At 36.0% G+C, this 16,311-nt stretch carries 4 protein-coding genes; 1 reads left to right on the top strand and 3 read right to left on the bottom strand.

Going from position 1 to position 16,311, the window contains the following annotated elements; all coding sequences use genetic code 11:
* Nucleotides 1-38: 38 nt before the first annotated feature.
* The 3 genes from WKS98_RS08025 to WKS98_RS08015 form a co-directional block, all read right to left on the bottom strand.
* Nucleotides 39-6,224: a cell wall-binding repeat-containing protein gene (locus WKS98_RS08025; protein ID WP_498918372.1), complete on the bottom strand. Its 6,186-nt coding sequence runs from the start codon at nt 6,222-6,224 to the stop codon at nt 39-41.
* The gene (locus WKS98_RS08020; protein WP_498918370.1) at nt 6,217-6,498 is read right to left on the bottom strand and encodes a hypothetical protein; all 282 of its coding nucleotides are present in this window, start codon (nt 6,496-6,498) and stop codon (nt 6,217-6,219) included. Before WKS98_RS08020 ends, WKS98_RS08025 begins: the two co-directional genes overlap by 8 nt.
* Before the next feature lie 239 nt (nt 6,499-6,737).
* Nucleotides 6,738-14,135 (bottom strand): InlB B-repeat-containing protein, encoded by a 7,398-nt coding sequence (locus tag WKS98_RS08015; RefSeq protein WP_498918368.1) that lies wholly within the window; start codon nt 14,133-14,135, stop codon nt 6,738-6,740.
* 345 nt (nt 14,136-14,480) lie between these two features.
* Here WKS98_RS08015 and nox point away from each other — a divergent pair, with 345 nt between their 5' ends.
* Entirely contained in the window at nt 14,481-15,824 is a 1,344-nt protein-coding gene (gene nox / locus WKS98_RS08010) for a H2O-forming NADH oxidase (RefSeq protein WP_498918366.1), read from the top strand.
* Nucleotides 15,825-16,311: the final 487 nt, after the last annotated feature.

Genomic DNA, 16,311 nt, shown 5'->3' with positions numbered 1-16,311 from the left:
AGAGCTTTGAGGTCTCCCTCAAGCTCTTTTTCCTTTTTTTACTTACCTAGCTCACTTAGAACTTTATCACTCACCATACTTCTACCGCCGATTGCAGTTACCTTTTCAATCTTTGATTTTGCAATATAGTCTTTTAGTGATTTTGGTGTGCTGTTTGCTGGTGTCAATAGGATTGGCATATTTAATATACCGCCTACTGGTCCTATTACAAGTGCATCCATCCATTGTTCTCCATTTGCTAAGAATATTTCATTTGCATCATTAAACTTCTTGTTCACGATGTCAATAGCTGTTTCGTATCTTGTAGGTCCACTTAGTCTTTCAACCACTGTTGGTAATGAAGACTCAAGGGATCTAGATACTGTTGAGTAACCACCTGCTATTGTTACCTTATTTATAGATAAGTCATTAATAGCTCTATTAATTGTTGGTGGTACACTATTTCGTTTCACAAGTAGTATTGGATATCCTTCCCTTGCTGCATAAGGCGCTACTGTAAGTGCATCCGCAAATACTTCGCCTGATGCTACTACTGCATGTCCAAGTTTTCCTGTTATTCCTACTACTCTTCTTGCAACTTGTGCAGATGTTTCATATCTGTCTCTACCGTAGATTCTTTCTACAGTATCTTTATCAAACTTAGCTAACTCTTTCTTAACCGCTTCTGATACTGATGAGTTTCCACCGACGATAATTACATCTCTCGCTCCAAGTCTTTGAATTTCATAAGCCACTCTTGGATCAAGCTTATTAGTTTCAGTTAGTAATATAGGTGCATTTAATAATTTTGATAACACTGATGCAGTCATTGCGTCAGGGAAATCTTTCCTATCTACAACTATTACAGTATTCGCTTGTCCAAAGTACTTTCTAGAAATTTCAATAGCAGTTTCAGTTCTATCCTTACCACTAATTCTTCCGCCATCAGGCTTATTAGGATCTTTTTCGTCTGAAGGTCCTGGAACAACTATTATATCTTTTTCTTTCTCTTTGTACTGTGCTATATGAGTTGTTTCTGTATCATATATTGTTTTAACTAAAGGATCCCATCCAGTAAATTCATGATTCTTATCTGGTTTAACACTTGGCGCTGGTACATTAACCTTTGTGTTCCTTAGAACCCAATAAGTTGTTGTACCTTCTAAAGTTCCTCTTGCTGGTTTTTGTTTATCATCATCAGCCTTAAAGATAACTTTTACATACTCATCTACATCTTCTGTCGGTTCTGTATCAAGAACTTTCTTTAGATATTTTGCTGTAATTGTTGTTTCATTTGCAAATTTATCCTCTACAGTTGTTAAAGCATTATCTCCTGATGTTTCTTTGTCATCATAGGTCCAAGCCACATGCTTATAATCATCATTAGCTGTTACCTTTGGAGCTGTTAAAGTTACTTCAACTTCTGGATTTACCCAGTATATTGTTGTTTCTTCTGAAGATATAACACCATGGTCTCCCTTTTTAAAGGTTACTTTTACAAAGTTATCTGGTACATTTGGCTTGCCTTCACCTGGTTTTTGTGAAACTACATTATCTCCATTATAAGTGTAAGATGCTACATGTTTTTCATCGTCATCGTATTTATCTTTCACTGCAGGAGTCCACTCTTTGAAAGCATAACCTGCCTTAACATCAAGCTTTGGTGTAATTTCTGCAGGATCAACTGTTTCATCCTTTAGTACCCAAACTTCTGCATTAGAACCTGTCTTAATAGTTCCTTGTTTTGCCGGGTCAAAGGTTACTTTTACATAGTCCTTATCCTTTGGATCCTTTGTTACAATGATTTCTTTGTATTGAGCCTTGTGTTCAGTGTCTTTGCTATAAGAATCTTTAACAGCTGGGTCATATTTAATAAACTTCCAGCCTTCATTAGCTGTAACATTTGGTTCTGTTAAGGATACAGGTGTATCTTTTAGTACCCAGTAAGATTTTTCAGTATTGCCGTCTGCTAGCTTTCCATTAGTTTCAGATTTGAAAGTAACTTTTACATAGTTTGTTGTATCTTTTGGATCTGTTTCTTCAACTTTCTTAAGATACTTCGCTGTAATTGTTGTTTTTTCAGCTGTAAAAGTATCTGTTACAGACTCAAGTGTACTAGCTTCTTTATCAATTGCATCATCAGCTTTTAACTTGTAAGTCCAAGCTACATGTTTATAGTCATCATTAGCTGTAACTGTCGGCGCTGTAACTGTAACTTGTTTTTCTGGATTAACCCAGAAGGTGATAGTTGCATCTGCATCAAAATCACCATTAGTTCCCTTGTCAAATACAACTTGTACAAAGTTTTCTGGAACGTCTGGTTTCTTTTCGCCTGGTTTTTGTGGAACTACGTTATCGCCAGTATAAACAAACACTGCATTATGGGTTGTCTCTTGTGAATATTTTGTTTGAATAGGGTCTTTCCATTCTTTGAATACATAATTTTCATTAGCTTCAACAGCCGGTCCCTTTAATTCTACAGTTTCATCTTGTAGAACCCAATAAACTGCAGTTTCACCGTTTTTAATCTTGCCATGGTCTTTAGCAACAAAATCAACTTTTACATACTTATTTGCATCTTCTGTAGGTTGGTTTTCAAGAACTTTCTTTAGATATTTTGCTGTAATATCCGTTTTTTCTTTAAATTGAGCCTTTAATTCCTTATCCCAACCATTGTGTTTATATTCTGCATTGGCTACAACTGTAGGAGCCTTATCTTTTAAATCAACTTCTTTATCTGGATTTACCCAGTATATTGTTGTTTCTTCTGAAGATATAACACCATGGTTTCCTTTTTTAAAGGTTACTTTTACATAATTCTTTGGAACTACTGGTTTGTCTTCTCCAGGTCCTTGTGGAACTATATCTTTGTCAAAAGTATATTGAGCAACAAAAGTTTTGTCCTTAGTGTATTTTGCTTTTGCAACAAATGTTGGATTCCAAGCATCGTCGCCAGCTTTTTGTTTGTAATCACCTATGCCAGTTACTGTTGGTGCAGTGATTTTTACTTCCTTATTAGGGTTAACATAGAATTCTTTGGTATCACTTGTTGTTCCCTTTCCATCTAAATCAAATTTTACTGTTACATATCCATTTGGTTTTTCTGGTGGATTAGTTGGATCTTGAACTGGGATTACATCCTTACCTTCTGTGTATTGAGCAGTGTAAGTTGCATCTGCTTTGATTTCAGTTGCTGCAACAAAATCCGGATTCCATTTTGGATTAGCTACTTCAAATCCTGTCTTAGCCTTAATTGTTGGTTCTGTAATGTCAGCATTTGTCTTACCTACCTTTGGATTTACATAGTATTTCGTTGTGCCTGTTAATGTTCCTCTAGCATCATTACCTGTGTGAGTATTATCATCAGCCAAGAATTTTACTTCTACATAACCATCCGGTTTTTCATTTTTCTTTCCACTTCCGTCTTTTTCTGGAATAACATCAGGAAGTTTTTCGTAGTAAATCTTAATTGTTCCCTTATTGTCTAGGGAATACTTTGAATTTACAGGATTTATTTCAATTCTGTTGAATTTATATCCAATAAGCTTAGGTGCTGTATCTTTTGTAAATACATCAGATGCAATTACGTCGCCTAATTTGCCTTCTTTTTCTGTTGGATATTCTACTCCATCGATTTTAAAATCATCGGCAATAGGCTTGCCATCTAGGTCAAGGTATTTAACAAGAGCGCTGGCTTGTTCATAGTGGGCATAGAAAGTTTCCGGTACATAACCGTTATCAGGATCTGCGTCCCAATCCCAGCCTTTGAATTGAATTTCGTAATCATCGGCAGGTTTTGTTCCATTTGTCTTAGCATTTTGCCATTCTTTAAAATCAAAGCCATCTTTTGTTGGATTGCTATATGCTTTTTCAAATTCATCCTTGACTTCTTTAAAAGTTACTTTTTCAACAGTAGCGTCGTTTCCGTCAAAGTATACATAGACAGTCTTTTGAGTTACTGTGTCTGATTTAAATTCACCGCCGTTAGCATCAAAGATAACTGGGAAGTAAACATTTTTATTTGTCGGTTCTTTTGCTGTTACTTTTTTAAAGTAAGAGTACTTAACTACATCTAGATTATCAGGATCTGCTGGGTCCTTATAGTATTTACCCTTTATTGAATCTCTACTACTATAGATATATCCCTTAAAATCAGGTCCTGTGGTCTCAAAGTCAAGGGCATTTCCCTCTCCGCCAAGGCCACCAGTTTTTTCTGAAGGATAATCTTGTCCAGCAATCTGATATTTCTTATCGATTTCATTGCCATCTTGGTCAACATAGACAATCTTGATTGTTCCATTTCCATATTGGGCAGTGATTGTAGATGCTTCTTCAAATTTGTGCCTCTTATCAGTTGCATAGTCAGTGCCGTCACCAGGAGCACTATCTGCCTTCATTGTCCACTTGGAAAACTTATCCTTACCTTTACTTACTGGATTTGTTATTGGAACATTAACTTTGGCTGCTGGATTTACATAGTAGTAAGTCTTACGTTTGTCTTCAGCCTTATCTGTTGGATCAATAGTTACCTTTACATAGTTATCAGGTATATATGGTAACTTGCCGCCTTGATCACTACCTCTATAGATATTTTTTAAAACCTTGATAGGTATATCTATCTCTCTTGTAGTCCCGTCACTGTATTTGATTTTTGCTTTTACTGTTTCAGTTCTTGAGACTTCGTCTTTGTTATTCTCTTTAACTTTGTCATAGAGAAAGTTCTTAAGATCAATGCTATCTTCAGTATATTCTTTGATTTCACCAGTTTTTTTGTCCTTATCGCCTATTATGGTGAATGTTACGTCATCTGGTAATTTTGCAAAATCTCCATTGACATCTTTTACCTTAACTTTAGCCTTTAATTTGTCAAATGTAGGAACAAAGTCATTGGTAAAACTTGGAGGTTTATTAGGATTTCTAGGGAAAGTTCCTAATGACTCAGCTACTTCAAGTGGATCAGCTTGAATGTCTTCGTCGGCCCAAATTGCGTAGAAGGTCTTTGCAGCTGTAAGGTTTGCAAAGTCGCTATCAGTTGCTGGAGTCGTTCCATTTTTATCTGTAGCCCAACCCTTAAAAGCCTTACCTGGTTTTGTAGGAGTTTCAGCCTTGTCAGTTAAAGTGCCATCATAGTCAACTTCTTTTACAATCTTTTGCTCTGCAGTTGGGTCTAAAGAAGCAAATTTACCACCATTGGCATCAAAGGTCACAGGTATGATTTCAGTCATAGTAAGCTTACCGCCGTTTATGACATCATATTTGAAGTCGTACTTGAATTTGTGTCCACCTGATATGACAGTCTTATTTGTTGTATCAAAAGTTAAGCCATTTGCATTAGTTTCATCAAGCTTAACTTTTGGAGTTTTAAAAAGAAGTTCTGGTAATAATTTATTTTTATCACGTCTACTTGCAGTCCTTACAATGACTTCATCACCATCTTTAGTAGGGAGGTTAAGGCTTATTGTCTTACTTTTACCTGTATCCATGCTTCCTGTCATGGTTCCTTGTATTTGTGGTCTAGCACTTTCTTCTACTGCTGTGTGCCACTCTGATACAAACTTAGAGGAAGCAACTTGTTGTAATCCTATCTCTAAAGTTAAGTGGAATTTAATTCTGCCATCTGCATCTGGTCTTTCAAATGTAGGTGAAGCATCCTTTGTTGCAGTTAACCTTGCAGTAAGCAGTTTAACCTTGTCTGAAACTTCCTCGTCTAGTTTTACTTCATAAGTTAGAGGATCTAAATTATTGTCAAATAAAGGTAATTCTGCTGGATTTCCCTCTCCGTCCGTCCAAGTATATGTGTCTTGTTTGCTTACATTTAGCACACGCTCTGTACCAGTCTCAACACCAGTTTCATCGTTTATTTGTATAAATCTTAAGTGTACCTCTTCAGTACCGAAGACCTCCTTCCATTGAAAGTCTTTTCCATCAAGGCCTTTTACTGAAAGCTCAGCCTTGACTTCGCCGTGGTACTTTAGCTTATCCTCACCCTCTGGCTCTTGACCATCTTCGAAGTAGCCGAACAGACTTGTACCTTGCTCTGCGGATCTTTTCTTTCTATTTTTTGCTGTCAGTCTGTTTAACTCTAACATAAGCTTTGAGTCGTAACTGTCGCCATTTATCATGCCTACCGTTACTAAATTATCTGAAGGAGTCTTAACTTCCTCCTGTGCATTTGCTGTTTGTGGTACTATAATCTGCAAAAGCATCACTATTGCCAGTACCAACGAAGTAACTCTTTTAGTCATTTCCTCTCACCTTCCCCCTTAATCTCCTATTCGTTTCTGCACTTACAAATTTTCGAAGTGCAAGCTTAGTATCATTTCTCTTTATACTGCCTATACCATATGGCTTATACCTTTTACTTATATAAAGAGCTTGCATATATCTCTCTATAGACGCTGCGTCTTGCATTGCATGTCCCAAGGTCTCTTGTTCTACACTTGGAGTTGCTAGTTGCAATGACGCTATTTTCAAAAGCAACACGAGGACAAGAACCCACTGTATATTAACTTGTGTCATGTATCCCTCCTCACTTTATATGCTTTAGATCTACGTGCATTTGAACACATTTCACTTCATATAATTATACCACAAATATCGTGCTTTTACAGGTTTTATATAAATTTAACACAGTGCCAGTAGTATTTTTCAAAAAATATTTTTAATATCGATGTCTATCAAGAAATTAAAAAAAATATTTCGCACATAAAAAGATGCCAAGCATATAGCTTAGCATCTCTTATTTGTTTTGTATTAAGTTATTTAACTCTATACTCTCTTGTATCAGATCTTAGTTCATCCAACACTGCGTATACTTTAATTCTGTCTCTCTTCTTAAGTTTACCACCTAGTGCGCTAGGTATATCGAAGAAGTACATATCGTAGTCATCATCTTTAACTGCCTCGATGATAACTGGATCTTGTCCCCTTCTGGTTACTTCAAGATAGGCTTTTGCATCTTTAGTCATAGAGTCAACGCTAACTTCTGGATCTCCAGCTCTTGGAAGTATTATAGTGATTGATGGTTTTACTTTAGCTCCGTCTTTTATAGTTGTATCAGTGCTAAATTTCCACTCGTTGTCAAGTTCTGTTAAATTCCAGCCTTTAAATACATAGTCATTACGTACACCATTTCCAAGTTCTAGTCTACGAACAAGTGGTGACTTGATATCAACTTTTGTATTTTTCTTTACATAGAATTTAGATTCGCCTATCATAAAAGCTTTGTCTTCAGGAACCTTAAATTCAACCAATACCATTCCATCAGGTCTTTCTTTTTCTATATCATCATCAGAAGTTCCTGGTTTTATTGGTATTACATCAGCTTCTGGTTCATATTGGGCTGTGAAGGTGATGTCTTGTTTGTTCAATTCAAGTGCCTTGTCCCAACCTTCGTTAGCATCTTTTGCCTTATAGTATTTAGCTGGGTCAATACCTGGAACTACTAAGCCATTTGCTTTTGCTTGAGCAAAGTCGTAGTCTTTTGCAACTTTATAAGTTACTTTTTCAATACCTTCAGTTTTTCCTTCTTTAAGTGTGCCATGTTCACCTTTTAAGAAAGTAACTTTGATAAATTGTTCTTCAACTTTATCATTTTCACCAATTTTTTGAACTGGGTCTTGCCATTGAGCTATTAAAGTTTTGTTTTCTTCTATAGCTGAATTTAAATCAAAGTAAGGATCTTGTTGAGATTCTTTGTCTTTTTCTTTCCAACCCATAAAGACTTTATCTTTTTGTGTTGGTGAGTCAAAAGCTTTAAGTTTTTCACCGTGAACAACTTTTTGACTTTCTACATCAGTTCCACCTTTACTATTGAAAGTAACTGTGTGTTTAACTGTTGTCCACTGTGCTGTTGCTGTTCTTGCTTTATCAAGTTTAACTTGGTCGCCTGGTTGGTAGATTTTATCTTCGCCATCAAGCTTCCAGCCAGTAAATGTTGCGTTTTGTTTTGCAAGATTTCCTTTATTTGCAAGTCCTACTGTTTCTCCAACATTTACTGTTACAACAGATGGTACGTCGCCTGTTGCTCCTTCGCCAGCTTTGTAAGTCAATGTTACTTTGCCTGCTTCAAAGATAGCAACATGTGTTCTATCGTTTGTTATAGGTGTTGTTTCATCAATAGGTTCTTGCCATTTGTTAGTAAATGTGAAGTTTTCATTTGCTGTAGCATTTGGTATTACTATAGTTTTATTGTCTGATGTAGCTTCTTTGCCTATTTTAATGCCAGCTTTTGGATTTACAAAGTAAATTATTTCATCTTTACTATCGACTTTACCATTGCCATCTGTTTTAAAGGTTACTGTTACATAACCATCTGGTTTTTGAACGCTACCATCAGTTTTTGTAATTATGTCATTTGATTTTGCAAACTCAAATTTAAATACCGTTTCTTGATCTTCAAATTTTTCCTTTAAAGTTTTATTATCTTTGTTATTCCACTTTTCACTATTTACAAAGTATCCAATGTCTGGAATCTTTTTGATGCCACCAGCAGTTTGTGTTAAATCGACTTCTACTTCTGGTGATACATAGTAGACAAACTCTCCAGTTAGTGTGTTTTCAAATTTTCCACCTTCGCCTGCTTTGAAAGTTACTTTTACATAATTTTTCATAGCGCCTTCTGGCTTGCTACCATCTGGATTAGCTTTAACAATAGGTTCGTGTACTTTTACCGGAACTTCTATTGGATTGTCATTTGTTCCAGCGCTTGAACCATCAGTGTATTCAACCGTTACTGTAACCTTACTGTCTCCCGGAGTACTTACATTAGGATTTTCAACTATAGTTACCTTACTTATAGTTTTTCCTTCAGGTGGAGTAAGCTTTGCTTTTATTTCTTCAACAGTTGGTGTTTTTCCTTTTGGAGTATCAACTGTTCCAGTTGTTGGAACTTGGTCTTTTATCTTTTCAGCTGTCATGGAATATTTTGCTACAATTGTAGTTTCTTCTTCGAATTTTCCTACTATCTTATCTTCCCAAACTCTCGCTGTTTTTTCATTGGATTCCCACTTAGAGAATTTCAATGTGTATCCAGCCGCTCCAGCAGTTGTGCCTGCTTCTACTGTTTTACCTGTTGGGTTTGTTACTGGAATAGTAACTTCCTTAGTAGGGTTAACCCAGAATGTTTTTTCAAACTTAGTATCATCTGTAGCTTTGTCTGTTGTCTTAACGATAACTTTTACATAAGTCTTTGGTACATCTGGCTTGTCTTTGCCTTTTTGTTCAACTGCGTCTTCAGAGAATATCGGTGTTATAACTGTATCTTCTGTAAATTTATGACGTTTTGAGAAATCAAAGATGCCATCTTTCTTACTGTCTTCGTTTTGATTAGCTTGGTCAGCAGTCCACTTAAGGAAGCTATATTTATCTTTTTCGTCTTTAGTCCAAGTTAACTCTGGAATATCTACCCAAGCATTTGGATTGACATAGTAAACCTTAGCGTCTTTGTTTTCTATCTTCTCCGTTGGGTTTACAGTTACTTTGATATATCTCTTGTATTTAGTATTTGCAAGAATATCCTTTAGGCCACCATCTTTAGCTTCTTTTTCTTCAGCTTTTGATAAGAATAGTGGTTTTGATGTTCCTGTAAGTGCTTCGTAACGGTTCTTGTAAACTGTAATAGGTATATCTAATTCTTGAGTTTCTTTACCGTCTTTAAACTTAACCTTGGCTTTAATGTTAACTACACGAACCGTTTCTTTGGCATCTTCAATATTCATTTCTTTTACAAGATTGAATACATCGTCGTCATTCTTTAATTCTTTTTCCGTTCCGCCTTCTTCAGTATAGAAGAATTTGATATCTGTTCCATCTGGGAGTTTTTCCTTTTTGCCTTTGACTTCCCAAACTAATTGTTTCTTTAAATCTTCTAGTTTTGGAGCAAAGTCGTTTGTCCACTTGCCATTAGGATCTTTATAAGCTTCTGTTCTTACCATTCCAGATGATGTTAAACCTGACCAATCAAAGTAGGCTGTGAATACATAGTAGTCTTTGTCAGCAGTTTGTAGGACTGTTCCCTTGTTTAATAGTGGTTTGTTGTCCCATTTTACAAAACTCTTACCTTTATCAGGTGTAATATAGTTTTTATCCTTGTCCTTTTGATTTTCTAAGCCATCCCACTCTTGTGGTACCGGTATTGAATCCCACTTTAGTCCCTTAATTACATCATAATAAAGCTCTGTGATGTCTTGTCCTTTGTCATCTTTACCAAAAGATCCACCCTTATCTGCCTTAAAGGTAACTCTTACATATCCTTCTGGAACTTCATCTTTAGGATTCTTAACTTCGATTACTCTTGCATCTTGGTAGAAGAAGAAAATTTCTCCAAGTCCTGTTTCGTTGATTCCTAAGAATTCATTTGTACTTTCGTCTACATCAAAGAAGAGTTGTTGTTGTGGACTTTCATTTTCCGCCAAAGTCCAACCTGGTATATACCTATAGTTTCTCGCATCATAATGTCTTTTTCCATTTATAACTGTTTCTGCGTCAATGATTGAATACTTAGAAACAATTTGTCCTAAATAATCATTATTAGTTTTTACAAGATTTCTATAATCTTCTCTTTTTTCATCCTCTGTCTTATTACTATTCTTTATAGCTTTATAGTTTTTCTTAAAGTTATCTTTTGCAGTTTTGATGAATTTTTCTACTTCAGCCCTACATCTTTCATCAAGGTAGTTAACCTTGTACTCCCTCTTTCTATATGGCATATAGAAGAAATGGAAGTCATTTAGTGGGTTGTTTTTTTCTACCTTTTTGCCATTTTCTTCTTTTTCAAGAGGTCCTTCTATTCTATGAACTTGGAAATAGTTATTTGTTTTACCAGTTGCTTCATTATAATATCTTTCAAAAGTTTTATTCTTTTGTTTCAAAGCTTCCCATTGAGCCTTTGGTACTAGGGTATATTCTGGTCCTTGCTTGTTACCTAAAGCTGCTGCAAAGCTGTCTTTTCTTCTCTTAGGAAGTTCTTGAGGTTCTGGTTCTCCTATTTCATTTAAATCCCTATCTAGTATATGGTGGTATGCCATTACTGTTTGTAGGTCGTTTCTAACCCAAATCGCCCTTAGATATACATCTGATACAACATCATTACCAAAGGAGTAAAGTTCTGGAACCTTGTATTCATTGTAATAACTTTCGTCTTCAGTTCCATCTGCATTATGTCTTACCCACTCCCAACCTAGGAAGTCATAGCCCCAGCGTTGAGGTTCTTTAAGTTCTTTTAATTGTTGTCTTTGTATAACTGTGAAGACTTGTTTATTTCCATCGTTTTTATGTTTTTCAGGGTAGGTCTTTCTTTCTTCTTGTCCTATATCTCCTTCTTGGATGGTCTTACTTGTTTTTGTCAAGTCTTCAGCTTTTATTGAAGATAGAGAACCTCCATTAGGGTCAAGGGTTACCTTCCATTTATAGTCAGGCTCGCCCCACTTAGCATATAGGTTTACTGCATGGTTAGGCATCTTTTCGTCCTTGTTTTCCCAAATAAGTTTAGTTCCTGCAGGGTCTAGCGCCCAGCCCTTAAATTCCATTTGGTCTGGAAGATTTTCCGGTCTTTTTACTTTTAACTTATTGTTGTCATTTGGATCATTATATACAAGATCCGTAAGACCTAATGTCTTTAAGTTTTCTGGATTGTCCAAGAAGTTTGCAGGGTTTTCTTTGAAATATTCCCTTTCTTCTCTAGGTGTTTCATTAGGAACCAAGTCTGGGCTTAAGACCTTTAGTGGAAACTCGTAGAAAGTATCTATTGAGTTTGTTGTGTTAAATTCATTGTCACCCTTGGTCTTTTGTGGGTCGTAGTTAAACCTTAGTGGGAACTTGTCACGAGTGTATTCAAAGCGTAGGTAGCCGTTTTTTTTAAATTCATTTCCATCCAATGGATCGCCATAATTATCGGCATTATTGAAGAAAGCCTTCATAAAGTAGATCTGGCCTACCGTGTACTTAAATCCAAAGATATCCTTGTATTCCTTGTCGGGGAATGGGGTGATTTCGGCACGCTCATCATTTTTTTCGTCTATATCGTCTTCAGTAAGAAATGTCGTTCTTTTCGTTTTTCTCTTGGCCGTAAAGCCTTGCACTTTAGGATACTTGTGTTCATAAGTTTCACTATCTGTATCTGCCTTAGACCTATATAGGTCGTAACGGATAATAGTCTCTCCAAGCTTATAACCGTCCATCCAAAGGTCCATGTGATGAGGTACGGAGTTCTTGCCTTGTTTTATACCAAGGGAAATGGTTGTAAAGTCATTATAATCTACATCAATCGTTGTGCCATCGCCCTTATTTATTTTCTTAGCGTAGCCGCCATTCCTCTCGTAGGAGACTCCGTCGTTGCCGCCGCCGGTGTAGTCCATGTCCAGGAACTCATCAGCATTAAGTCTATATGGTGGTGTGTCAAGGTGAGTTGGCCACGCGGGAACATCATAGTTTGGTCCCCAGCCGTAGGATTGCAAGCCAGGTGTAAATCCCTTTGTTTGCATAGCATCGTTAGGCCACTTAAGCATAAGTTCATTAAATCTTGCCTTGAAGTGGTAAGGATCTCCTTTCCCGCCTACTAATTTTGCTCCGTTTTTGCCGTCCGGTTCATAAATCTCTGGGAAGAAAGTTTGTCCCCCTACACCCCAGTCTGATGTTTGAGTTTTAAAGTAGTTAGAATCTGTAAAGTATAGTGTGTAGACTTGTCTGTCAAAGTAGATATTGTAGACAGTCTTTCCTGTTGAGGATACAGACTTTACCAGTGTTGGGTTAGACGGGTCTTTATTTTGCTCGTCTGTTAATTTTTTATTGTAGACATAGAATTTGTTTAGGTAAAGATGAGCATCTCTATTAAATTTGTCGCCATTCCAAATTTTTTGTAGACGTGCTTGGTCTAGGTCTGGGAAAGGAAGGCCCTTTATAGGTTCATCGTCAAGATTTGGTCTTGTGCCTGTATCTTTATCTTTATATGCATTAGTACCAATGTAGTCGTACTTTTCTAAAAGAGAGGCATTGTCATCGTGGTCTGCCTTTTCTACCCAAAACTGTACTGCATAGTCTGCCTTTTCTTTGTCCTTCCACTCAGCTGTAAAAGTTACATCATCTGCCGGCATTATAAAATCTAAGTCTAGGGTCTTTACTGGTTCGCCATTATCATCTTTGATTACTTCGTCTTTATTGTATTTTTTTCCGCCTTTTGTCTGTAAATCAATTGATGGCTTCCAACCTTTGAAAGTACTTCCTAATTTATATGTTGGATCCTTGCTTTGGTCAGTAGTTATATTTCCCTTTTCATCTATTAGAGGTATTGTAGGGATACGTTGGCCATAGTAAATTGTTCTTGTTGCTATTGGTGAGCCGTCTTTTGTGTCATAATGAACATTGAAATGCTTTCTGTTGTAACGGTATTCTACAATGTATCCTGTCGTATTTTCTGGCATTTGTGTTTCTATAACACTTCTTTCTGGCTCATAACCTTTTATTTCATCATCTTCAAGAGGTTTTATTGTTACTATAGAACCTGTTAGTCCGGTTTCGGTTGTTTGTTTTATTTTAGTTTCACCATCCATATTTCCATACTTGTCTTTATTTTCAAGGCTTTGAAAGATATGGTGAACCTTAAAAGAGTTTCTCTTTCCATGGTATACATATGGCAAAAGACCCTTGTGTTCAGTCCAAGTTTTTGGTCCCTCTTTTTTTTCTACTTTTTTACCTTCCTGTGCTTTGTTTTTAATACTGCCATAGTTTACATTAAAGCTTGGTGTAGGTGTGCTATAGCCATCAAAGTCAGGAAGATTTATTGTTTGTTCTATTTTTTCCTTATCTTCGTCTTTGATACCTGCTCCAACGGATGCTTCGTAAGGTTGGTAGTTGTTTATCCTTCTGTCACCACGTTGGATTCTGTATTCTGCTCTCATTGTATAGATGTCTGGAATATCTGGTCCTTCTATAAAATTTTTACTTCCATCTGTAGGTTTTGCAACCTTGACATCAATATCCTTGTTGATGTAGCCTTCTTTAAAGCCACTATCACTTATAGGGTTTTCATCATAGTTGATTTTTTTCTCTGGGTTATTTTCTGTGCTTGGCTGTGCTAAGCTTTGTATTGGTAAGCTTGTTACAAGCATAGTGGCTACTAATAGTCCACTTAAACCCCTTTTGAAAATTTGCTTTAACATTTCTTCCTCCTAATCTCCTTCATTGTTTTATAAAAATTTCAGTTGTAAAAATTCTTTGTTTATTGTGTGGATTTCTAAAAAAATTATATTATCCCTAATTTTATTTACATACTTAGTATTATTGTAGCGTACATGCTTCAATTTATCAAATTATTTTAACGTTATATACTGTGTATAATACGGGATTTATAAAGACTTTAACTCTTAAAATTTAAAATCAACTTTTTTTGAATATATGCATAAATATATAGAAATTTTTTTATTTGGTATGGTATTTGTTTAACAATAGTGGTATAATAATCTTAACCATACAAGAACAGTATGGTATAAATAGGAGGGATTAGTATGAAAATTATTGTAATTGGAGCAAACCACGCAGGTACTGCTGCATCAAACACAATCCTTGATCATTTTAAGGATAACGAAGTTACAATCTATGACAGAAATAATAATATTTCTTTTTTAGGTTGTGGTATGGCACTATGGATTGGTGAACAAATTTCAACCTCTGACGGACTTTTCTATTGCAACAAAAATGTTTTTGAAGAAAAGGGTGCTAAGGTACATATGGAATCGGAAGTTCTTTCTGTTGATGAAAACAAAAAGACTGTTAAGGTTAGACTTAAGGACGGAAGTGAAATCGAAGATTCTTATGACAAGTTAATTATTGCAACTGGATCTAGACCAAGATCAAATAAGCTTCCTGGTGAAGATTTGGAAAATATTGAGGTTGCAAAACTTTTCCAAGATGCTAAAAAGGTTAAAGAAATTGGCGAAAGAAAAGATATTAAAAATGTTGTTGTAGTTGGCTCTGGATATATTGGAGTTGAACTTGCGGAAGCTTTTAAAAGAATTGGCAAGAACACTACACTTGTTACAAGGGACAGCAAGATTCTTGAAAATTATTTTGACCATGAGTTTTCAAAACCTCTTGAAGATGCAATGGCAGAAAACGGAATAAAACTTGTTTACAACGAAGATGTTGTAGAATTTAAAGGCGAAGATGGAAAGGTTAAGAGCGTTGTTACAAACAAGGGCGAATACGACGCAGACCTTGTAATAAATTCAATTGGATTTGTTCCAAATGTTTATTTATGCGAAGACCTTAAGAGACATGAAAGAAGTGGCGCATACTTAGTTGATAAACACTTTAGAACTTCAAACGAAGACATTTATGCAATTGGTGACTGTGCAACTATATACTACAAACCTTCTGATGCTCAAGAGTATGTGGCTCTTGCAACAAACGCTGTTCGTTCTGGAATTGTAGCTGCATTAAACGCTTGTGGCGTTGACATCGCAAGCCCTGGTGTACAAGGTTCTTCAGGAATGCAAATCTATGGACATAAGATTGTTATGACTGGTATGTCCGTTGACCTTGCAAAGAAATATGGTATTGATGTGGAATACACTGACTTTGAAGATTTACAAAAGCCAGCATTTATGGAAGATGTTCCTAATGCAAAGGTAAAAATAAGAATTGTTTATAGAAAAGATGACAGAAGAATTATCGGTGCACAACTTGGTTCAACATATGATGTGTCAATGGGTATTCATATGTTTAGCCTTGCAATTCAAAAGGATGTTACAATTGATGAATTGGCATTGACAGATATATTCTTTATGCCACATTTCAATCAACCATATAACTATATTACAATGGCAGCGGTAAAAGCTGTTCTTGGGTAAGTGTAAAGGTAAAAGGAGGCAGTGCCTCCTTTTTTTAATTCCACTGTTTTTTTGTTTTGTAGGGCTATGCCCTACTACCCAGTTGTTTCTAATACATTTCTTCATTCTACTTTCAGGGACAGGATGAAGTGTAGAAAGTTTTAAAAAACTTTATATGAAAAATTCTAATTTATTTTGTAAGTCTGTGACTTAATACTATTTCATTACTAATATATTTTCACTTTTTATTCACCCAAGGGGGAAAAAGGAACCGTTTCGTACGTTCCTTTCCCCCTTGGAAACCCCCTTTCCCTCCCAACGACTTGGGGCCAGCCCCAAGACCCCTTTTGGAAAGCTGTTGGAAAGCTAAGGCTTTCCTGTGGTTTTGTAATGTGTTTTGAACGCTATCAATTTATATCCACTTTTATTTTCCTATATATTTTTAGCTCCGCGAGATTCTTCGACTCAAAAATTTCTTCGAAATTTTTTCGCTCAGAATGACATCCTA

It is taken from the genome of Lagierella sp. ICN-221743 (assembly GCF_037890055.1).
In the GTDB taxonomy this organism is placed as follows: Bacteria; Bacillota; Clostridia; order Tissierellales; family Peptoniphilaceae; genus Mediannikoviicoccus.
The sequence above is the reverse complement of the archived record's forward strand: the minus strand, read 5'-3'. Positions and strand labels throughout refer to the sequence as shown.